Source organism: Halobacteriovoraceae bacterium, assembly GCA_020635115.1.
GTDB lineage: Bacteria > Bdellovibrionota > Bacteriovoracia > Bacteriovoracales > Bacteriovoracaceae > JACKAK01.
In genome coordinates this window covers 1-20,426 of record JACKAK010000002.1, presented here as the reverse complement: position 1 = coordinate 20,426, position 20,426 = coordinate 1, and the positions used below count along the sequence as shown (strand labels likewise).

General features: G+C 34.4%; 20 protein-coding genes. 7 read left to right on the top strand and 13 right to left on the bottom strand.

Annotated features, from left to right (window positions below):
- Positions 1 to 26: 26 nt before the first annotated feature.
- The 3 genes from alaS to recA form a co-directional block, all read right to left on the bottom strand.
- Positions 27 to 2,636: an alanine--tRNA ligase gene (gene alaS / locus H6622_02425; protein ID MCB9060360.1), complete on the bottom strand. Its 2,610-nt coding sequence runs from the start codon at positions 2,634 to 2,636 to the stop codon at positions 27 to 29.
- Positions 2,637 to 2,814: 178 nt separating this feature from the next.
- Complete coding sequence (locus tag H6622_02420; GenBank protein ID MCB9060359.1) at positions 2,815 to 3,273, bottom strand: regulatory protein RecX; 459 nt, start codon at positions 3,271 to 3,273, stop codon at positions 2,815 to 2,817.
- 58 nt (positions 3,274 to 3,331) lie between these two features.
- Positions 3,332 to 4,453: a recombinase RecA gene (gene recA, locus H6622_02415; protein MCB9060358.1), complete on the bottom strand. Its 1,122-nt coding sequence runs from the start codon at positions 4,451 to 4,453 to the stop codon at positions 3,332 to 3,334.
- Positions 4,454 to 4,701: 248 nt separating this feature from the next.
- Here recA and H6622_02410 point away from each other — a divergent pair, with 248 nt between their 5' ends.
- Positions 4,702 to 5,385 (top strand): hypothetical protein, encoded by a 684-nt coding sequence (locus H6622_02410; GenBank protein ID MCB9060357.1) that lies wholly within the window; start codon positions 4,702 to 4,704, stop codon positions 5,383 to 5,385.
- 5 nt (positions 5,386 to 5,390) lie between these two features.
- Here the strand turns inward: H6622_02410 and H6622_02405 are convergent, their stop codons facing one another.
- Positions 5,391 to 5,891 (bottom strand): phosphatidylglycerophosphatase A, encoded by a 501-nt coding sequence (locus H6622_02405; protein MCB9060356.1) that lies wholly within the window; start codon positions 5,889 to 5,891, stop codon positions 5,391 to 5,393.
- A gap of 84 nt (positions 5,892 to 5,975) precedes the next feature.
- Between H6622_02405 and H6622_02400 the strand changes: the two genes are divergently transcribed.
- The gene (locus tag H6622_02400; protein MCB9060355.1) at positions 5,976 to 7,208 is read left to right on the top strand and encodes a TIGR04552 family protein; all 1,233 of its coding nucleotides are present in this window, start codon (positions 5,976 to 5,978) and stop codon (positions 7,206 to 7,208) included.
- On the opposite strand, the gene H6622_02395 is transcribed toward H6622_02400, so the two are convergent.
- Genes H6622_02395 through H6622_02370 form a run of 6 tightly spaced genes read right to left on the bottom strand, consistent with a single transcriptional unit; the run spans position 7,205 to position 11,936 of the window.
- Positions 7,205 to 8,095 (bottom strand): alpha/beta hydrolase, encoded by an 891-nt coding sequence (locus H6622_02395; protein MCB9060354.1) that lies wholly within the window; start codon positions 8,093 to 8,095, stop codon positions 7,205 to 7,207. The genes H6622_02400 and H6622_02395 overlap by 4 nt on opposite strands.
- The gene (locus tag H6622_02390) at positions 8,092 to 8,547 is read right to left on the bottom strand and encodes a hypothetical protein (protein MCB9060353.1); all 456 of its coding nucleotides are present in this window, start codon (positions 8,545 to 8,547) and stop codon (positions 8,092 to 8,094) included. The genes H6622_02395 and H6622_02390 overlap by 4 nt, the downstream gene beginning before the upstream one ends.
- Positions 8,548 to 8,555: 8 nt before the next feature.
- Positions 8,556 to 10,700: an ATP-dependent DNA helicase RecG gene (locus H6622_02385; protein ID MCB9060352.1), complete on the bottom strand. Its 2,145-nt coding sequence runs from the start codon at positions 10,698 to 10,700 to the stop codon at positions 8,556 to 8,558.
- Positions 10,633 to 11,106: a transcription elongation factor GreA gene (gene greA / locus H6622_02380; GenBank protein MCB9060351.1), complete on the bottom strand. Its 474-nt coding sequence runs from the start codon at positions 11,104 to 11,106 to the stop codon at positions 10,633 to 10,635. Before greA ends, H6622_02385 begins: the two co-directional genes overlap by 68 nt.
- 16 nt (positions 11,107 to 11,122) lie before the next feature.
- The gene (locus H6622_02375) at positions 11,123 to 11,422 is read right to left on the bottom strand and encodes a hypothetical protein (protein ID MCB9060350.1); all 300 of its coding nucleotides are present in this window, start codon (positions 11,420 to 11,422) and stop codon (positions 11,123 to 11,125) included.
- Positions 11,423 to 11,429: 7 nt separating this feature from the next.
- Positions 11,430 to 11,936, bottom strand: a complete 507-nt coding sequence (locus H6622_02370) for a hypothetical protein (protein ID MCB9060349.1) — start codon at positions 11,934 to 11,936, stop codon at positions 11,430 to 11,432.
- A gap of 64 nt (positions 11,937 to 12,000) precedes the next feature.
- On the opposite strand from H6622_02370, the gene H6622_02365 reads away from it, so the two are divergent.
- Positions 12,001 to 13,731, top strand: coding sequence for an AarF/ABC1/UbiB kinase family protein (locus tag H6622_02365; protein MCB9060348.1), 1,731 nt, complete (start codon positions 12,001 to 12,003; stop codon positions 13,729 to 13,731).
- On the opposite strand, the gene H6622_02360 is transcribed toward H6622_02365, so the two are convergent.
- Positions 13,728 to 14,738, bottom strand: a complete 1,011-nt coding sequence (locus tag H6622_02360) for a GNAT family N-acetyltransferase (GenBank protein MCB9060347.1) — start codon at positions 14,736 to 14,738, stop codon at positions 13,728 to 13,730. The genes H6622_02365 and H6622_02360 overlap by 4 nt on opposite strands.
- Before the next feature lie 251 nt (positions 14,739 to 14,989).
- Here H6622_02360 and H6622_02355 point away from each other — a divergent pair, with 251 nt between their 5' ends.
- Both H6622_02355 and H6622_02350 read left to right on the top strand, forming a co-directional pair.
- Positions 14,990 to 15,838, top strand: coding sequence for a flagellin FliC (locus tag H6622_02355; protein MCB9060346.1), 849 nt, complete (start codon positions 14,990 to 14,992; stop codon positions 15,836 to 15,838).
- Between the two features lie 200 nt (positions 15,839 to 16,038).
- A complete protein-coding gene (locus H6622_02350) occupies positions 16,039 to 16,875 on the top strand; it encodes a flagellin FliC (GenBank protein ID MCB9060345.1) in 837 nt (278 codons plus the stop codon).
- A 72-nt stretch (positions 16,876 to 16,947) separates the two neighbouring features.
- On the opposite strand, the gene H6622_02345 is transcribed toward H6622_02350, so the two are convergent.
- Together H6622_02345 and H6622_02340 are read right to left on the bottom strand one after the other, a co-directional pair.
- The gene (locus H6622_02345; GenBank protein ID MCB9060344.1) at positions 16,948 to 18,258 is read right to left on the bottom strand and encodes a hypothetical protein; all 1,311 of its coding nucleotides are present in this window, start codon (positions 18,256 to 18,258) and stop codon (positions 16,948 to 16,950) included.
- A gap of 430 nt (positions 18,259 to 18,688) precedes the next feature.
- Positions 18,689 to 19,117, bottom strand: coding sequence for a hypothetical protein (locus H6622_02340; protein ID MCB9060343.1), 429 nt, complete (start codon positions 19,115 to 19,117; stop codon positions 18,689 to 18,691).
- Between the two features lie 433 nt (positions 19,118 to 19,550).
- Here H6622_02340 and H6622_02335 point away from each other — a divergent pair, with 433 nt between their 5' ends.
- Together H6622_02335 and H6622_02330 are read left to right on the top strand one after the other, a co-directional pair.
- Positions 19,551 to 19,919 (top strand): hypothetical protein, encoded by a 369-nt coding sequence (locus tag H6622_02335; GenBank protein ID MCB9060342.1) that lies wholly within the window; start codon positions 19,551 to 19,553, stop codon positions 19,917 to 19,919.
- Between the two features lie 10 nt (positions 19,920 to 19,929).
- Entirely contained in the window at positions 19,930 to 20,229 is a 300-nt protein-coding gene (locus H6622_02330; GenBank protein ID MCB9060341.1) for a hypothetical protein, read from the top strand.
- The last annotated feature ends 197 nt before the right edge of the window (positions 20,230 to 20,426 follow it).

The window sequence follows — 20,426 nt, the reverse complement described above, 5'->3', positions numbered from 1 at the left end:
GATAATTTTCATCAAAGTGCTGACCCTTATTTTATGATAGCTTCTTCAATACTTTTTTTAACAAATCTTGTTACAACCTCTATGCCGCCTAGTTCTCCAGATCCTTGCGCAAGTTCAGGTTTACCTCCTCCACGACCACCAATTAATTCAAGAGCTGATTTCAAAATGTTTCCACAGTGAATTGTTTTTAAGTCCTTTGGTCTACGAATCAGAATTGATTGCTTATCTCCTTTCTGGCCAAATAGTAACAAGATACCGTTATTGTTTTTGTCCATAAATATATCTGAAATTTTTCGTGAATCAGCTCCTTCAGGAGCAATGGCACTTACAAAGACAAAATCACCAATTTTCTGAGGATTTGAAAACAACTCATCAGATTGACTAGATTGTAATTTATCTTTTAGTTGTGCAATTTCCTTAGATTTGTTTTTGACCTCTTCTATATAGTAGTTGAACTTATCAATCGAGGCCGTATCTTTTGCATTTGCGAGTCGTTCAATCTCTCCTAATAAACGTGATCTGCGGGTCAGGTAGTGAAATGCATTGTCTGATGTTGTTGCTTCAATTCTTCTCACTCCAGTACTTAAAGAAGATTCACTGAGAATGACAAATAGACTTATTTCCTTTGTATTATCAACGTGGGTTCCTCCGCAAAGTTCAGTGGAAAAATCTCCCATGGTGAGTACTCGAACATTATCACCATATTTTTCTCCAAATAGGGCCAGTGCTCCTTTATGAATTGCTTCATCTTTTGTCATAATATTAGCATTAACTTCAAGTGCGGAATTAATTTTTTGATTTACGAGTTCCTCAACTTGTTGCAATTCTTCAGCACTGACAGCTTGCATATGGGTGAAATCAAATCGTAATTTTTCAAAATCAACACTGGATCCGGCCTGTTTAACATGTTTACCTAATACCTCAATCAAAGCAGATTGGAGAAGGTGAGTCGCAGAGTGATTTCTTTTTGTTAATTCTCTTCTTTGTATATCAATTTGCAGTTCATATGTTTCACTTATTTCTAATAATTCGCAAGCATCGGTGTCACAAATGTGAACAAAGAGATTTTCAACGGGTTTTTGAGTATCAGAGATATGAGCTATTAAATTCCCATTTAATTTTATATTCCCACTGTCTCCGGCCTGCCCACCTGATTCTCCATAAAAAGGAGTTTTATCGAAAATGAGGGCAGTATTTTCTCCTAAGTCAATTTTATATAGGAGTTTGGAAAATTCATTTGTTTTTTGATAACCAGTAAATTGAGTTTCTCCGCACTTTTCTTTTGCTTCAAAGAATATTTTGTTGTCAACTTGACCTGTTGCTTTCCAAGATTTTTTTGAATCTTCTTTTCTTTTGAGCATGGAACTATCAAATGCCTTGGTGTCTACCTTCAGTCCCTGTTCTTGAAGAATGAGCTCTGTAAGATCGAGTGGAAAACCATATGTATCGTATAATTTGAAAGCGGCATCGCCCTTAAACACTCCATTAAGAACATCTTTTTTCAAACTTTCGTTTAGATACTTCAGTCCTAAATCGAGAGTTTCAAGGAACTTTTTTTCCTCTAAGAGAAGTAGTTTTTCAGCAAGAGCAGAATTTGTTTTATTTTGAGGGTACTCTTTTCCAAGAGTTTCAAATACGGCCGGGACAATTTTACAAAAACTACCATCTGGTGCATTTAATAGGCGCAAGTGTCTAACGGCCCTTCTGATTATTCTTCTTAAGACGTATCCTCTGCCTTCATTAGAAGGTATTACACCATCAGTAATAAGCATTGTAGCTGATCTTATGTGGTCGCTTACGACACGAAAGCTTGATTGAGATTCTTTTTCTGTATATTTTTTCCCTGAAATATCTTCGATTTTTTTTATGATAGGGGTAAAGGCATCTGTATCATAATTCCAGTATTTTCCTTGTAAGACAGCTGCAATTCTTTCTAGTCCAGCACCAGTATCAATCGAAGGGTTGGGAAGTGGTTTTATGCCTTCTTTGGATTTTTCAAATTGCATAAAGACTAGATTCCAAATTTCAACATAGCGTAGTTCATCTTCTAAGATGTCTTGTCCTTCTTTTAAAACGAGTCCTGGTGTGGAGTGATCAGGGCCGTGATCGTAGAAAATTTCAGTACAGGGCCCACAAGGGCCAGTATCGCCCATTTCCCAAAAATTGTCTTTGTCGCCTTTTTTGAAGATTTTATTTTTAGGGATACCAATTTTTTGATGCCAAATTTCAAGGGCCTCATCATCAGAGTGGTGGACAGTGATAAAGAGTTTATCTTTGGGGATTTTCAGGACATCGGTCAAGAACTCCCAAGCAAATACGATGGCCTCTTCTTTAAAATAGTCACCGAAGGAAAAATTTCCAAGCATTTCAAAAAAAGTGTGATGTCTGGCCGTCAGGCCAACATTTTCTAGATCATTATGTTTTCCACCGGCCCGAACGCATTTTTGAATTGTAACGGCCCTTTTGTGATTGGGGTTTGCCTTTCCAGTGAAAAAATCCTTAAATTGGTTCATTCCTGCATTTGCAAAAAGCAAAGTGGGATCGTTCTGAGGTATTAGGGGAGATGATTCATATTTAATATGATTTTTACTTTCAAAAAATTGGACAAATTTTTCGCGAATTTCTTGTACTTTCATATTTCACCTTGCTCGCATTGAGTCTAAAACGCTTTTTTGTGATTATGATTTAACACACCATGAATTGGTAGAGAAGCCTCATCAAAAGATAATATGAGATAATATGAAAAAAGACACGAATGTTAAGAGAAAAATTTTTATTCCCATACCATTTTTTCGGATATTTGAGAGTTATTCTTTAGCAATAATGCCCTTTTGAGCTTAAAAATGTTCTAATTTTGCATTTTTTTTCAAACTCACTCATTTCTGGCCCTAGAGTTTTAAGTTTTTTATTAACTAACTCTTGTTTTATAAGATTGAGATCGATGCCGTTTTCATTGGCGATGTTGATAATATCTTCAGCGGAAACGTTAGGTCCTTCATTTTGAATTTTTAAAGCTATATATTGTGGGGAGTAACCTTTACGCAATAGGCCTTTTGCCCTCCCTTCAATGTAGTAATCTTCGCGTAAGAAGTTTTTTTCTTTTATTTTTTCGATTGCCTGATCTATTTCTTCGAGAGAGTATTTTTTTGTCGCAATTTTTTGTTTCAGTTTTAATTCAGAATAGTTTTTTTTAGAAAGTAAAGTAATGGCATATTCGTATGCCGTTGGAATTTTAGCTTGCTTATGAATTTTAGCGTTTATTTCTTGGTTCATTCAAAAAAAGACCTCCTCTCAAATTCTTAAGAAGGAGGCCCTCATTTATAGGAGGTGGCTATTGGATTGTTTTTTTCTTTTTGGTCTTTTTAACCGTTTTATCGTCAATCTCTTCTAAGATTTCTCCAGTTTCAAGATTCATATTTGCGACACTTTGGTCTTCTATCAGCCCTGCTTTGACAAGAATTTTTTCTCTAACTTCTTCTGCTATTTCAGGATTTTCTTCTAGAAATAGCTTGGCCTTCTCACGTCCTTGTCCAATTTTTTCGTTATTATAAGAGAACCATGCGCCGGCCTTATCGACGATTTTTCTCTCTACGGCCAGGTCAATGAGATCACCAGATTGTGAAATCCCTTGCCCATACATGATGTCAAATTCATGCTGTTTAAAGGGAGGAGCAACCTTATTTTTTACAATTTTTACTTTTGTTCGGTTTCCGATGATCTCACCGTCACTTCCCTTTATGCCGCTTATACGGCGGATATCGATACGAACTGATGAATAAAATTTAAGGGCATTACCACCAGTAGTTGTTTCAGGGTTGCCAAACATGACTCCAATTTTCATTCTTAACTGATTGATAAAGATAACTGTACAGTTGGAGCGTGAAATAGACCCGGTAAGTTTACGTAGGGCCTGAGACATAAGTCTGGCCTGTAGTCCCATGTGTGAATCTCCCATGTCTCCTTCTAGCTCGGCCCGTGGTGTAAGTGCGGCAACGGAGTCAACGATGAGAAGGTCAACGGCCCCTGAGCGCACGAGCATATCTGTAATCTCTAGTGCTTGCTCCCCGCTATCAGGTTGTGAAATAAGTGTATTAGGGATATCAACTCCAAGCTTACTTGCATAGGCCGTGTCGAGGGCATGCTCAGCGTCAACGAAGGCCACTGTTCCACCTGCTTTTTGGCATTCAGCTGCAATATGTAGAGTAAGGGTCGTTTTCCCTGATGATTCTGGCCCATAGATTTCAACGATTCTTCCTTTAGGAATTCCTCCTATACCAAGGCAAATATCTAGGCCCAGGCATCCTGTTGAAATTGCGGGTATTTTATTTTCCACTCCTTCGGTTCCAAGTTTCATAATGGCGCCTTTACCAAATTGCTTTTCAATATTGGCCAGGGCCAGATCCAGTGCTTTTGCTTTGTTTGTTTCAGTGCTACCTGTAGTCGATATGGCCATACTTTAATCTCCTGTTTGGTCAATGTAGTCTTAGTGACGCTAGCATTGTCGTTAGTATTTATTCAATTCCTAGTGCATAACAAATGTGGTTAAGATCTCCTCTTTCAACTACTGGTAATTCGAAACTTCCCAATTGAGGTATATTCAATTTATAATCAGTACAGGTTAGCAACTAGCTATTGCTTGAATTCTAAATATTACGCAACAAATGCGCAAGTCTTTCTGCGTAATTAAAAAGAAGGTTGAGAGTGGGAAAAATATCGGCCATATGTCTCTTGTGCTTTTATATTATAAAAATTGGACTTGCAGAAGAAACAATCACAATTATAGCGAGTAATTCTTTGCGGCCTTATATATATGAGGAAGAAGGAGAAGTAAAAGGAACTCAAGCTAAAATATTAACGACAGTGTTTAGCAACATGAGTCATCAAGTCAAGTTTTTGTTAATGCCTAATGATAGGATTTTTTATGAGTTCAAAAAAGAAAAATATCATGCATCACTAAATCTTCCGGTGTCTTTTTTTTCAGAGCATGGAGATTTATACCCAAGTGTTCCTGTTGATAATTTTCAAAATTGCGCCATAAGTAAGAAAAGTAAGGGACTTAAAATAAAAAAAATAAGCGATCTTGTTAAATTCAAAGTCGGAGGTTTTCAGAGTGCTTCAAAAATCTATCCAGAATTACAAAAAATAGAAAATTACCAAGAAGTAGAGCACCAAGGATCTCTAGCACACCTACTTATAAAGGATAGAATTGAATTTGCAATTTCAGAGTTTAGCGTATTTAAGGATTTGTATCGATCACAAGGACAAGATCCAATGGATGTGGAGTGTAGCTTCTTAGTTGAGACAGTGGGGAGATATTTATCATTTAAAGATAAAAAACTTAGAGACAGATTTAATACGTACTTTAAAGCATATCAAGAGAAATAGTGAATTCAGATGATTAAAGAATCTGATAAGAAAAATCTTAATATAAGAAAAATTAGACTTGCATAAACTCCACTAACAAGGTCATCCAGAATAACACCACAACCATGGGTAACTTTTGTGTCAAAATATTTTGCAGGGCCTATTTTAAAAATATCGAAAAGGCGAAAGAGAATAAATAAAATAATGAGTCCTACGAGGTTAGTGGAACCAACTATAATCCAGCTCAAAGACATACCAAGAACTTCATCGATGACTATCCAGGATGGATCGTGCTCATTATTTTTTTTCCGATTTCTTTCGGCAAGAATACAAGATAGAAAAGTTGCTAAAATAAGTATGGGTAAAAAAATAAATGTGGGGATATGAAGCTTGTCAAAGAAGTAAAGAAAGGGGCAGATGGCCAGAGTTCCAAAGGTTCCTGGTGCGAACGGGGCAAGCCCAACACCAAGAAAGGAGAGAAATGATTTTTCCAAGAAGGATAAGATTTTAGACTGAATTTGCGCCATAGGTCACCATCTTTTTTTCTTGTAGTGTAGCGCGAACTTTATTACCTTACAATAATGAGATTAAATACATAAGAATAGGTTTTTATGGCCAGACGTCCAGAATATTTAGAGCATTACTTCTACGACTGGGAACAGTTTGATGTGATCATTGGTGGCAAATCAGCACTTGATTCAAAACATTTTATCACAACAGTTGACAGTAAAGATAAGGCAAATAATTTTCTAAAAGGTTATGGACTGGATCCCAATGATCCCGTAAGTAAGGCGGAGTTATTTGGATATTTTCAAGAATCGTTGCAATTTATTAAGCGTTATTTTTTAAAGGAAGGAAATTCAGACGGACTTAATTTACAAATTCCAAATAATCTTTATCTCATTACTGAAATTACTGATTTATTTATAATGATTTCAGGAGCGAATAAGGATGTCACGAAAGAGGAGCGTTTGTGGGCCGAAATCGTGCTAAAAGTTATGCACACGGTTATACATATTGATAAGGATTTGAGATCAAATTATTTCAACGTTGTTCAAACGCAAATTTTTGATAAATTTTATAAGCATTTACATAGAGATGGCGAGAACAAACTTTATTTAGGAAAACCTGCGGATAAGTACTCAATTGAGGTCATTGATTTTCAAACAAAATCTAAAAAATCAAGGGAGAGTACTATCATTAAATTGCTTCATAAAGCTGAACATGTTGCAGAAGAGTTGTTTGATAGAGTTGGTGTACGTATAGTGGTGAGAGAAAAAATTGATATTTTAAATGTAGTCCGTTTTATTTTAGAAAATCACATTTGTATTCCACATAATATAAAACCAAGTCGTTCGATAAATACGATTTTTAATCTTAAAAGTTTAAAAAGTGGACACTATAAATTGATCAAAGATGCCATTAGATTTCAGTTGAGTGAACAAGAATTCAAAGAAAAACTACTAGATCTCATAGATACGGGAAGAGGGGATAAAAATAATAAGAAGAACGACTTTACTTCTTCAAAGTATCAATCTGTTCAATTTACATGTAGACAACTTATAAGGTTTAGAAATCCTTTTTTATCGGAATTTAATAAGGTAAGGAAAGTTGCCAAAGAGCAGGAGTCTGAGCTAGCAAGTAAAATTTTAAATTTAGATATTTCTCTTATTGCGAGAGATATTCGTTTCTTTTACCCTTATGAGGTTCAAATTGTAGATAGTAAATCACATGAAGTGAACACTAAAGGGGAAGCTTCACATGAAGAGTATAAAAAAATGCAAACTCGAACTGCAATCGATAGACTTTTCAAATCGTTGCTAGAATATCACAAACGTAGTTAATTAAATTTTTTTAAAAAATGGTAAATTCTATCATTGATACTATCTGGAAAATCTGCTTGAGGAACGTGACTTCCTCCATTGACAATGTAGAGTTCAGAGTCAATGATATATTTATGCAAAATATTTTGGAGATAGTTGGGAATCACTTTATCTTTATCTCCACCCACAATGAGAGTCGGGACTGAAATTTCTTCGAGATGATTGATGATATCATGATCACGCATTTGATTTATAAGTTTAATGAAAAGTCTGTGGTCAAGTTCTCCCATTTTTTTGAGATAAGTTTGAACATATTCAATAGAGACTTGTTTTGAATTGAAACCACCTTGTTTAATAAAATGTTGAATAATAGGGTTTTTATATCCTGAGGACCAAAATTTGCTCACTAGGGATGGATAAGTTTCTATGAACTTTTCTACATAAGGTGCAACAAGATCTATTATATTACTATCAAACATTATGTCATGTGGAGGAAATACTGTTCCGGATATAAGTACCAAACCATCTACGAACTGAGGAAATCTTTTAGCATATTCTAATGAAACATTCACTCCCATTGAATGGCCAAAGAGAATAACATTTTTAGCACCTATATGTTTTAAGAGTTGCTCTAAATCCTCTACTATATGATCGAAATTTATTTTGTCGAGATTATGAATACCTGAAGAATTAAAATGCCCTCTGTAGTCATGAAGTAATATTTTAAATCCCCTTTGTTCGAAATAGGGTATTTGATATATCCAGTGGTGATTACTGCAAAGTAGGCCGTAATTAAAAACTAAAATACGTTCTTCAGTATTAATTTTGCCCACATCAAAATTTGTATTATAAAAAATCCTTGTACTATCTTGCGTAAAAAAATAATTTGGATGTCCATTTTCGATCATGATAACTCTTCCTCTTTATAAATAGATTGAAGGTTAAGCATTTCTTGTTCGAGAGTATGAATCAATTCATATGAATCGTTTTCTTCATTTGCAAGATTTTCATATTTCACTTTTAATTCTTGGGCGATATCAGTATTTTTTTTTGCTCTTGAATCATATTGAATAATCTTAATTAAAGTTTCTCCAACTTGAAAAATGTCATCTACTTTATGTGTTTTTATTCCTGACATTTTTTTCCCATTCGACAAAAAATAGGCATTTTGTTGAGTGCTTTTAATAACCAATCCTTTTTTAGTATCAAAAAAATGAAGGTGCTCTTTTAAAATCCCCGGGTCATCAATTATTAAATCGCATTTTAAGGATTTTCCGAGAGTAAAAAACATTTTCGTTGATACAAATTCACGATACAAATGATCTAAGTCTGGAGATTTTAAAATTTTGAACTTAATCATCTTTTTCCTTAAATTGTTGAATAAATCATCTTATCTCTACTAATATTTGCCAGCATTTGAGTAATATTTGGTCTTAATTCATCAATAAATACCTGAGAGTCATTTTTTGCTGTGTTTAATATATCACTATTTGTAATAATATTTGCAAGTCTTTTGTTTGTGACGAGACCTGATTGGGATGTTCCAAATAAATCACCCTGCCCACGAATTCTTAGATCTTCTTCTGCTATTAAAAAGCCATCAGTGTTATTTTCAATAATTTTTAAGCGATATATTGACTCGTTTGATATTTTTTTTTCACAAACGAGAAAACAAAAACCTGGAAGATGTCCTCTCCCAACACGTCCTCTAAGCTGATGAAGAGAACTTAATCCAAAACGTTCAGGACTCATAATTGCCATAATCGTTGCATTCGGAACATCTATCCCAACTTCAACGACACTTGTTGAAATTAATATTTGAGTTTTTCCCTTTTCGAAATCATTTATTGCAACTTTTTTTTCTTCAGAAGATAACTTTCCATGGAGAATATTAATTTCAATATTACTAAATAATTGCTTGAACTTTTTAAAAACTTCTTCAAGTGCTACCATATCCATCTCTGGATTGTCTTCTATTGCCGGAGTGACAACATAGGCCTGTTCTCCTAGAGAAATTCTTGTCTTAATAAAACTCAAAAACTTCTCATAATTATGTGGGAGAACTATTCTTGTTTTATGCCCTTTTCTACCTGAGGGTAATGATTTAATCACTGAAATATCTAAATCACCATATTGCGTCAGACAAAGGGACCTAGGTATTGGGGTTGCCGTCATAATGAGGGTATGAACCAGAGGGCCCTTGCCCACGAGTTTGTTTCTTTGCTCAACGCCAAACTTGTGTTGTTCATCAATAATAGCTAGGCCCAGATCTTTAAAAAGAACACTATCTTGAAACAAAGAATGTGTACCAACAACAATGTGAATATCTCCCGAATATAATTTATGCAAAATCTCTTTTTTTTCTTTTTGGGAAGTTGAACCTAATAGTAATGAAACTTGAATATCTAAAGGAGAATTTTCCAAATATTGATTTAAAGTATTAAAGTGTTGGAGTGCTAATGCCTCAGTAGGCGACATTAGGGCCGACTGTTTGGAATTTAGAAATGCAATAACACTGGCCAGTATTGCAACCGTCGTTTTTCCACAACCAACATCCCCTTGAATAAGTCTCATCATAGGATGCCCTGAAGCTAGATCTTTCATAATATCATCGAATGCACGTAGCTGATCTGAAGTTAGATCATACGGAAAAGATGCAATTAAAATCTTTTTGTGATGATCACTTAAGGCCCAAGGTGTACATTTTTTCACAATAACTTTTTGTTTTCTTAGATACACTTTTAATTGTTCTTGGAAGAACTCTTCATAAATGATTCGTTTTTGGGCCAGATCATATTGGTTTTTACTTTTAATCTTGCCGTGCAAAATTTTAAAACTTTCAGAAAGACAAAGAAATCCTCTTGCAAGTAATTCTTCATTTGAAAGATAATCAGGGATTTCATTCCACATACGCATAGGAATTTTATCCATCAACTTCTTTAGTAAGCTCGGTTTTATTTTATTTATTGTCGGATAAACGACTTGCAGCTCTTCAGTATTAAATTTTTCCTTTAATTCAAGAACTTCAGGATTGATCACCTGAAGTGAGTTGTTATACAAGCTAATCTTTCCCATAAATCGAATTGACTTAAGACTTTCTAATTTTTTGACTACTGAAGGATAAGTGTTAAACCACTTCAGTTCTAACATCTTTGAGGAATTTAAATCTTTTACTAGGATATTTATATTTTGAAGAGAGGTTTGTTTTTTTCCTTTGTGATGATAATTTTTACTTACTCTTATCGAGAGAATTTCACCTTCCCCCTGAAAGTAATGATCCGGCGTGGCCATCGAGAATGCACAGGCCTCTGGTAGTAGTTCGACTCTTAAAGGAACGATCCACAATAAATCATAAAGTGTGTTTAAACCGACTTCATTTAAAGATTTTATCGTGGCCGATGGTTTGTTTTTAGTGAGTAATGTTAAAGGTAAATTCCACTCAGGACTATTTATATTCAAACGACTCAATTTCGTAGGTAATGTCTCCTTTTGGGGCCTTAACGATGATTTCATCACCTTCCTCCTTACCGATGAGAGCTTTTCCTAAGGGAGAGTTGTAAGAGATCTGACCAAGTGAAATATCTGCTTCATCTTCTCCAACAATTTTATAAGTAAGAGATTTTTCTTTTTCCGGATCGTATAGAGATACTGTTGCTCCAAAAATGATTTTATCACTATCGATACTTGTAACATCAATGACTTTAGATTGTGAGATAATACTTTGTAATTCCATAATTCTCCCTTCTATAAGGGATTGTTTTTCTTTTGCAGAATGATATTCGGCATTTTCCTTCAGATCTCCAAGTGCTCTGGCCTCGGCAATTGCAGTTTTAATTTCTTCCCTATCGACTTTTATAAGTTGATTTAATTCTATCTGAATTCTATCTCTGCCTTCTTTTGTGATTGGTTTTTCTTTCATAATTTTTCCTATTTGATTATTTTTTAAAGAGCGCGTCAGCTGCACTGAACATGTCTTCTTTAGATTTCATTTCACTCTTATTTTGTGAAATGAATTTATAATAGTCGCAAAAGTTTACCTTTTCCTTATCCACAATTCTTTGGGCCACAGGCTCTCTGCACTCATTGTAAGACGACTCGTCAAAAAATTCACACATCTTACAACATCTCAATGAAGCATAACAATGTTCACATTCATCTGAACGACTTACCCGCATCCCCGGTGTAAATGCCCTTAACTCATTTCCACATTTATAACAATTAACTTTGTCGCTCATAAAACCTCTAAAAACTCCACTGCGTTCCAAGTGAGAATCCACCCTGAGAGTGGACTCTACCTACATTTGTGTCTGATTTGAAGTCTATTTTTGGAAGATTTCTGCGATTATATTCCTCAATGGCCCGAATCAGGTTTTTTTCATTTTGACGCGAAGAAAATCTATTGAGCGAAATATTAAACACAAGTGATAGTATTCCGGCCCCGATCAAAATATTTTTTTCAGATCGATCGAAATCATTGACGGCCAGTGCTAAAAAAGAACCTAAAGTGATGCTGCCAAGGGTAATGTAAGGCCATTTTTTTTGGTTTTCTTTTTGATAGAGGTTTAGATAGCTTAAAGCTTTTTCATCTTTTTCTATATAAAAGCGTAGGCCTTCGCCTTTTTGGCCACTATTGAGATCAACTAATATTTTTTGTCCATTGATAACTGCTGTACGGCTACAGATTTCAACGCACCATCCCTTAAGTGTCAAAGATACAAATAATAAAAGAATGAGGATTTTCTGAAACATACCCATAACTTATCAAAAGAGATATTATCTTAATATCAAAATCAATAAACCAAAGGATTTTTAAATGGGAATTATTCAAACAGGAATTGATATCAGTAAGACCTTTAAGAATGTTACCCGTTTAAAAGAAATTCTTTCCGTATTTGCAAAACATGGCTTTAGTGAGTTTATTGGACTTGGTATTCAATCAGGGTTACCAGACTTTGTTATTCCAAAGTCCAAACGAGGATTAAGAGATGAACTGGCAGAAAGGTCCCAAAAAGAGTGGCCTGAAATTGTGGGTAAGCGCTTAAAAGATTGTTTTGAAGAATTAGGCCCAACATTTATAAAACTCGGACAAATTCTAAGTTCACGAGAAGACATTTTTGATCAAGGATTTATCAATGAGATGAAAGATCTTAGGGATAAAGTCAAAGGAGTTCCTTATTCTACTTTAAAACCTCTTTTAGTTCAAGAGTTTGGAAATCTGGATGATATTTTTGAATCTATTCACGAAGAGGCAATTGGCACAGCTTCTATAGGTGTCGTTTTTAAGGGGAAACTTAAAACAGGTGAAAACGTTGTTATAAAAATTAGACGTCCAGGAATTAGTAAAGTTATTCAAACCGACATTGCAATTTTACATTTTTTGGCCTCTCAACTTGAAAAGCTTGGCCCTGAGATAAAATATTTGGGAGTAACTAGAATTATAAGAGATTTTTCTTTTAGTATACAAAATGAGCTTAATTTTCATATTGAGGCCTTAAACGGGACAAGGCTAAAAAATAATTTGGCCGAGCATGATACTGAAAATGTTTTCTATATTCCAAAAGTATATAAGGAACTTAGTAGGGAAAACGTTTTAATTATGGAATATGTTGATGGAATACCATTTAGTGATCAACAGAAGATTTCTCCGTTAATAGAAGAAATCACTCCTAAATTAGAGAAGGGTGTAGATTTATTTCTAAGAACATTTTTAAATGATGGATTTTTCCATGCAGATTTGCATGGTGGTAATTTCTTCTACCAGAAAGATGGAAAAATAGCACTTATTGATTTTGGACTTATGGGAAATCTTAGCAAAAAGAATCGATTGAATTTTGTCGCTATCATTTTTGCATTGATTTCTTACAATTATGAAAATTTAGTCTATGAATTTCTCGATGTAGCAGAGTACGATAGGACTCCCGAAGTTGATGTTCTGATTGGAGATGTGAGAGAGGCACTTTCTCCTTTTGTAGGTTTAACAATCGCCCAAACTAATTTTTCCCAGGCCTTAAGGGCCGTTGTCAAAACATTGAGTGAACATGAAATCTTTCTACCCCGGGAGTGGTTTGTTGTTTTTAGGGCCTTTATCACACTTGATGGGGTAGGGAAATCACTAGGGATTGATTTCGATATATTTTCAGCACTAGAAAAAGATATAAAAGTATTAATAAAGAATTCTTTTACTAAGGAAGATGTCATTGAAGAATCGATCTGGGCCGCAAGAGATCTGACATCAATCTACAGAATATTTCCGAGGCATTTAAAATGGTTTTTAAAAGATATTTCAAAAAATAATTATTCTGTTCCAATTGAAGTTAAGGGACAGATTCAAGCTTATCAAAATATTGCAACAAGTGTACTTATCGTTGGTTACTGTCTAACTTCACTTGGTCTTTTGGTTGCAACACTCTATCAAATAGGTCCTATACCCTTATCAAATTTAGGACAATGGCCCTCAGGTGCAGTATTAACTTTTGTTATATTTATTTTTGTTTTTCTGAATATTATTTTTGAAAGATTAAAATTAAGAAATAAAAAAAATTAAACCGAGTCTAAACCTGAGATATATAGAGGTGGATATTTTTTTAAATCTTCATATCTGTTAGGTCCAAACAAACCTCCAAGTAAAGTTTCTATAGGAAGTTCGTGATTTTCATCTAAATGACGAATTGTTATTTTACTAAAACTAATATCTAGAATTTCAATTTCGTTATGGGTTAATTGTTTGAGAATATGATTCAAACTATTGATATTACCAATTTTAATTAGACCTAGATACATTAAATCTTGTGAGTTTGAGAACTCTGTATAGTGTTCTGGAACCCAGACTTTGTATTGATGGATGTCTTTTAATATATGTAAAATATCTCCTGAAATATGACCGATTTCATGAATAATCGAAGGAAGATCAAATCCCTTGTTTGCAAAAAAATAAGATTTGATAACGTCGCTATCTTTTTTTATGAATAGGTCTGAACTTGTGATATTTTTTAACAATTCCCAATCAGCTCTTGATCTTTCGAGTGTCAAAAAATTTTTCGCAATAGATTGATCATAAATATTTGCAAGCTGATCAATTTCAAATGAACTGAGTTTATTTAATTTTGTTTTCAAAAAGTCATGTGGAGCTTTGATATTGATATCATCAGTCCCTGTTTGAAGTTGACCTCCACAGAGGTAGAATCCAAATTTTTTATAAAGCTCACTAAGATCACTATGGAGTATAAAAAGCGCTGCATCTTGAAAATTATCAATAACATTTAATATAAAGTCAGAAAATAAACCTTTACCTTGAAATTCACTTGAAATAAATATTCCACCAAGTAAGGCCACAGTCTGTCCAAGCATTTTTTTTTCTAAAACACCTATATGTCCTGCAAATTTACCATCTTCAAGAAGTATAAAACAATTAGACCAGTTTTCTTTTCTCATTAGAGGATAAAAATCAATTTTGAATTGATTTTCTTTGGAATACTTAAAAGATTCTTCTAGTGAAATAAGCAAATGATCATAATATTCTGGATGCTGATTTAAACTTTTAACTTCTCTCATAGGTAATATTTTCCCTAAAATCAAAGAAAATGACAATATGTAGAAGAAAAATAACTCCTAGTTTCAATATTTTAAGAAATTACATCTACTGCTAGAGATACTTTTTGCCTACATTAAAAAAAATATACAAATTCATAAAGAAATCATTTGCTGAATCGACAAGGCATAAGAAGGAACAAAAAGTTTTTTATAACTTTTAAGTTCGCTGGTGAAAAGGAGTTTTACCAGACCCGTAATCAAGGAGGATTGAAATGGGACTTCGAATTAATACGAACGTTGCCTCGCTGAATGCCCAAAGAAACTTGGGAAATACGCGTCTGGCAATGGACAAGACACTTGAGAAGTTGTCTTCAGGACAACGGATCAATAGGGCCGGGGATGACGCTGCTGGTTTAGCAATCTCTGAGAACCTCAAAGCTCAAATACGTGGTTTGGGACAAGCTGGTAGAAACGCCGAGGACGGTATTTCATTAGTTCAAATCGCTGAAGGAGCTCTCGCCGAGGTCTCAAACATCCTTATTAGACTTAGAGAACTCTCTGTTCAAGCTGCATCTGATACGATCGGTGGTACAGAAAGAAAATTTCTGAATGTTGAGTTCGAACAACTTACTTCTGAAGTTGATCGTATTGCAAACTCGACAGAATTCAACCGAGTACCATTATTAAATGGTACAGGAGCAGTCTTCGACATTCAAATTGGAACCAGAAATGATCCGATTACTGACAGACTTACATTTGATGCATCTAGTGCTGATGTTAATATCGCTGCATTAGGTTTAAATTTGGCATCTGTCGCTGATAAAATTTCTTCACAGAATTCATTATCGGCAATCGACCAAGCGATTATTTCTGTATCTGGTATTCGAGCAGATTTTGGTGCTCTTCAGAACAGACTGCAGTCTACGATAAACAATATTAACGTTAGTGTAGAAAACCTATCGGCCGCGAACTCTCGGGTGAGGGATGCAGATGTAGCAAAAGAAACTGCTGAACTTACTAAGAACAGCATACTTGTGCAGGCCGGAACTTCGGTACTTTCACAAGCGAATTCGTACACTAAAAATGCTATTCAACTTATTAATGCTGCCTCTCAAGGTTAAGCATAAAAGGATTTGATATGAAGGTTTATTTGGGTGTTTTAAATTTTAACACTTGATTATGCTAAGGCCCTCGCACTCTGCAAATGTGAGAGTCTTGGATTACATAACAAGAGTTCTTATCATAACAATTAACAATAACTACTCGGACAGGAAGTTCGGGCATAAAACAGGAGGTTTTACATGTTTAAAGGAGATTAACCATGGGTTTAAGAATTAACACAAACGTACCGTCGTTAACGGCACAAAGATCACTTTCAGTAACTACTGGAAGACTTAACGACAACTTAAGAAAAATGTCATCAGGTGAGCGTATTACGAGAGCGGGTGACGATGCAGCTGGTTTAGCTATTAGTGAAAACTTGCGTGCAGAAATTAGAAGTGTGAGACAGGCAACGAGAAATGCAGGGGATGCAATCTCGTTAATCCAAACTGCGGAAGGTGGGTTGAATGAAGTTTCTAACATCGTTATTAGACTTAGAGAACTTGCTGTTCAGTCAGCTTCGGACACAGTTGGAGATACAGAGCGTGGATTTTCAGACATCGAGTTCCAACAGCTTAAAGATGAAATCGATAGAATTTCTAGAAGTGCATCTTTTAACGGAACCAAGCTACTTGATGGAACTGGAGGTCAGCTTGAATTTCAAATCGGAACGAAAAATGATCCAGTGTTGGATAGAATTCGTTACGATGGAACAGAGGCCGACGCAACACTTGCCTCACTCGGGCTTACTGCCGAGAGTGTGGCGACTAAGCAAGGTGCTCAGTCAGCGCTTAAAAAACTTGACGACTCACTTGTACAGATCAACGGCGTTAGATCTGAACTTGGAGCGACTCAAAACAGACTTAGTTCAGCAATTAATACTTTGGGTATCAGTGATGAAAACCTTAGTTCAGCAAAATCGCGAATTAGAGATGTTGATGTCGCTTCAGAAACTGCTGATATGGCCAGAAACAATATACTTGTTCAATCTGGTGCGGCAGTTCTTTCTCAAGCTAATCAATTTCCAAACGTTGCTTTGAAATTGATTAACGGATAATGAACCGATAAGAACTCAATTAAAGAGGACCCCCTCGCTTCGAATGAAGCGGGGGTTCTTTTTTTATGTTGATTAGAAATCTGAAACTTTATCAAGCCATGTTGATAACTGAATATTGTTTTTAAAGATATCTTCAATTTTAGGATGATCTAAAAGAGTAGGATCTTCATGAGCAAGTTTTTTAATATTTGCAAAAAACAATTCCAAAGAAGCTCCTTCAAGTAAATTTTTACTTAATAATTTATTTAAGAAATTAAAAGCAATCTCTGGATTATCTTTGGAAACTCCAAAGGCCATATTAATTGAATTTTCTAAAAGCTCACTTATTATAGAATTTGGCATTTTATATTTTGTTGGATTTTCTAATAATTCAAACAAAACCAATTCGTAGGTGTTGTCATGATGAGACAAACCAATAAAGATTTGTCTCAGATAGCTTTCATAAGAATCTTGGCCATCATCAATAATTTCTATAAGGTATTTAGATAACATTGGAGTTGATAGTGAACTTGGATCCATTCTAAGTCTCAAAAGAAATAACTCTCTAATCATTTCTAATGATTTTTGAGAAATTGAATGAGGATATATAACCTTATATTCTCGGACAGCATTAAAAAAAGTAAAATAAGTCTCTAGAGGTTCAAAAGACTCAGTAAGTTTGATGGCCATAGTGTCAATCCAGGGTTTTATTAATTTTTGTCTGGGAATATTTTTATTCAAATCGGCCCTAAAGTATGTCTCACTTTGAAATGATTTGTCTGGAGTGAGCTCGTGATATTTGTAAATGTCGACGTCATACACTATTTCTTTAAGTCTTAAATTAAATGAAAATAATGAATTTAATTCTTTAATATTTTTTGAAATATTCCCTTTGACTATATCTCTTTGAGTTTTAAATTTGGAACTTAATAGTCCCAACCTTTTTGAAGGAATAGAACCCTGTTTTCTATATGAGGAATAAACATTTAGATTATATTCTTGAGCAGGTCTTTGTGCTGTATCAAAAAAACTTTTAATAACTTGCGATCTCTGATCTTTAAGTCCCATATTGAAAATATTCGAATTTGCTTCTTCAATTTGTCCGTGAATAGTTGTATTTAACTCTATTAAATGTAGTTCAAGATCGCTGCCCTTATTGATTCCATAGTTTTTTCTAAAGGCCTGAGTCAGTATCGAAAAAGCATTTTTTCCTCTCAACTTTTGTCCGACTGTTGCTTCTTCTGATTTTGCAATTTTTACAGATTGTAATAAGCTCTCGAAATCAAAATTTTCACTTGATTTAAGTCTTTGTGAAACATTAGAAAGACTTTTAAAAGTACCAATTGCAAAGAGATGAGTTTGGAGCAGGAAAAAAAGAGTTAAAATATATTTTGTATTATTCATTACCAAATCCGTATATAAGCTCCCTTGCGGGAAGAAACATTAATGAGACATTATAGTAAATTAAATAAACATTTACTTTCTTTTACCCACATTTACACGGTCGGTTTGAAAATTGTCTACAAAGTTGACGAAAAAATATGCTAAAACGGATCTCTTTCAAGAGATTGCACTTAATCGATGGCGAAAATCCGTAATTTCGTGAGTAGAAAATTTGAGTGAAAATGAAAAGGACGTTTTAGGTAACACCTAAAGTACTACCTAAATGAGCAGATTTGTTCTGTACATAATTGGAGTTATGTACAGAATCATGTAAATTAGATTTTTCTCGGTGCAAATTTGCAAAAAAACACCTGTTCTAGGTACAGGTTGTCTACACGAAGAAAAAGCAATTTCTATAACGATTCGTTTACCGAGATATTTTTCTGAAAATTTATGGACGAGATCCAATGCAAAAACCTTCGAAATCTATAACTTTAGATGTATGGCGCCCCTCTGAGCACCACAGGTCTAAACATTCATAATCAAAAACCTGCCCTGCTTCTTTTATTTTACCATCCTTAAACTCTATTACAGTTATTGCTTGCTGCAAACCTAAATTTTGAACTGTATAGAGCTTCCCATCTTTGCAATAAGAATTAATTTTGAGAGAGTCAACAAACTCAACATTAGGGTAAGTCTCTATCAAGTCTCCATCATAACTTGATTCTGTGTTTCCCGAAAACTTAACATCTCCTATATTTAACTTCTCGCCATCAGAGTAAGTACAAACAACATTTTTTAACTCATATTGTGGACAATCAGATTTTGCAAATGAACAAAAATTAATCGTCATTGATAAACTTATATAAAATAATCTCACAATCTCTCCTGCAAACAAATGAGTTAAGAACATTATAACTTTGAAAGGTTAAAAATAATGGGTAGATGTAAAAAGTTCAAGTGCTGTACAAAAAAAAGTACAATAGGAACATTTTCGAAATCTCCCCAAAAAGTCCCTGACTAATGTCTTGCAAAAAGTGGGTGTATGTCTTGCGCATTTTTAGGTCAAATAATTAAAGTTATTTGACCTAGGAGGAAACTAGGCATCCGAAAGAAGGTGTTTACTTACCAAGTTACCATTTTCTCAACAGAATTAAATCTTGAGAAAAATGTAACATAGAAGCTGTCTTTCCCCCTCTAAAATTGTAGAAATTACCTGTATTTAAGACCTTGATATTATGGATAAATGCCCTTGTTGCTGTAATACATGTATAACATTAGTTGTAAATATGTTACATTTCAAGGAGAAGCCAATGGCCAGCAAAGATACTTTTACAGCAGTTGTTCCAAAGGAAGATGTTGAGCCTGAAACCTACACGAAATGGGCCAATAAAATAGATGGAACAAAACTTACCAAAGTAGAAGCTGCCATTGAAAAAATCGAAAACCAAGGACTGGTAACAAATGCGAAAAGTCTAGGTGACGGGCTCTATGAAAAAAAGTGGAACTCTGGAGACAGATTGTACTTTACGATTATTGAAGATGATGAAGAAAATAAAACATTACTAGTACTAGGTAGTGGAAAAGGAAAAGAACAAGATAAGGCCATAGCAAAATGTTTTAAAGAAATGAAAAATGATAAAATATCTAAAACAAATATTAGATATAAGAACGAAAAATAGGAGAGCACTTATGAGTGTTGTAAGAAATATTAAATCAAGGCGAGCAAGCTTAAAAGAGCGTTTTGCTGACCCCCGTTTTATCATTGAGCAAATTTCTGAATTAACCAAAGAAGGGGATATTGCTGCTTCTACAGACTTAATTTCAGCCTATATATCAAATAGTCCGAAGTATGAGAATCAAGACGAGTTTGCAGAGTCAATAGGAACAACCAGGCAAACTCTTTACAGAATGTTTGCTCACGAGAACGTTTCTCTTAACGTATTCTTTGGTGCGATAGAGAGAATTTACGACGATATAAATAATGACTAGAGAAGAATTTACAAACAAGTTTTTTGCCATTGAAGAGACCCTGCTCTTTGCGCATCAATTAGAGGAAACCGTTGTAAAACACACAAATGAAATAAATGGGGAATTTTCAATTAAAATTGACATTCATTTACGTGAGATTTCTTACATTTGATCGTGTCAAATTGAGTATGTAAAACTTGTGGGTAATTGTTAGAAAC

What these genes read in the sequence shown, in the direction of transcription:
- H6622_02370 (MCB9060349.1), bottom strand. Translation starts at nt 11,936, where the DNA reads ATGTTTCAGAAAATCCTCATTCTTTTATTATTTGTATCTTTGACACTT.
- H6622_02375 (MCB9060350.1), bottom strand. Translation starts at nt 11,422, where the DNA reads ATGAGCGACAAAGTTAATTGTTATAAATGTGGAAATGAGTTAAGGGCA.
- H6622_02330 (MCB9060341.1), top strand. Translation starts at nt 19,930, where the DNA reads ATGAGTGTTGTAAGAAATATTAAATCAAGGCGAGCAAGCTTAAAAGAG.
- greA (MCB9060351.1), bottom strand. Translation starts at nt 11,106, where the DNA reads ATGAAAGAAAAACCAATCACAAAAGAAGGCAGAGATAGAATTCAGATA.
- H6622_02355 (MCB9060346.1), top strand. Translation starts at nt 14,990, where the DNA reads ATGGGACTTCGAATTAATACGAACGTTGCCTCGCTGAATGCCCAAAGA.
- H6622_02395 (MCB9060354.1), bottom strand. Translation starts at nt 8,095, where the DNA reads ATGATCGAAAATGGACATCCAAATTATTTTTTTACGCAAGATAGTACA.
- alaS (MCB9060360.1), bottom strand. Translation starts at nt 2,636, where the DNA reads ATGAAAGTACAAGAAATTCGCGAAAAATTTGTCCAATTTTTTGAAAGT.
- H6622_02385 (MCB9060352.1), bottom strand. Translation starts at nt 10,700, where the DNA reads ATGAAATCATCGTTAAGGCCCCAAAAGGAGACATTACCTACGAAATTG.
- H6622_02365 (MCB9060348.1), top strand. Translation starts at nt 12,001, where the DNA reads ATGGGAATTATTCAAACAGGAATTGATATCAGTAAGACCTTTAAGAAT.
- recA (MCB9060358.1), bottom strand. Translation starts at nt 4,453, where the DNA reads ATGGCCATATCGACTACAGGTAGCACTGAAACAAACAAAGCAAAAGCA.
- H6622_02345 (MCB9060344.1), bottom strand. Translation starts at nt 18,258, where the DNA reads ATGAATAATACAAAATATATTTTAACTCTTTTTTTCCTGCTCCAAACT.
- H6622_02420 (MCB9060359.1), bottom strand. Translation starts at nt 3,273, where the DNA reads ATGAACCAAGAAATAAACGCTAAAATTCATAAGCAAGCTAAAATTCCA.
- H6622_02360 (MCB9060347.1), bottom strand. Translation starts at nt 14,738, where the DNA reads ATGAGAGAAGTTAAAAGTTTAAATCAGCATCCAGAATATTATGATCAT.
- H6622_02350 (MCB9060345.1), top strand. Translation starts at nt 16,039, where the DNA reads ATGGGTTTAAGAATTAACACAAACGTACCGTCGTTAACGGCACAAAGA.
- H6622_02390 (MCB9060353.1), bottom strand. Translation starts at nt 8,547, where the DNA reads ATGATTAAGTTCAAAATTTTAAAATCTCCAGACTTAGATCATTTGTAT.
- H6622_02405 (MCB9060356.1), bottom strand. Translation starts at nt 5,891, where the DNA reads ATGGCGCAAATTCAGTCTAAAATCTTATCCTTCTTGGAAAAATCATTT.
- H6622_02335 (MCB9060342.1), top strand. Translation starts at nt 19,551, where the DNA reads ATGGCCAGCAAAGATACTTTTACAGCAGTTGTTCCAAAGGAAGATGTT.
- H6622_02400 (MCB9060355.1), top strand. Translation starts at nt 5,976, where the DNA reads ATGGCCAGACGTCCAGAATATTTAGAGCATTACTTCTACGACTGGGAA.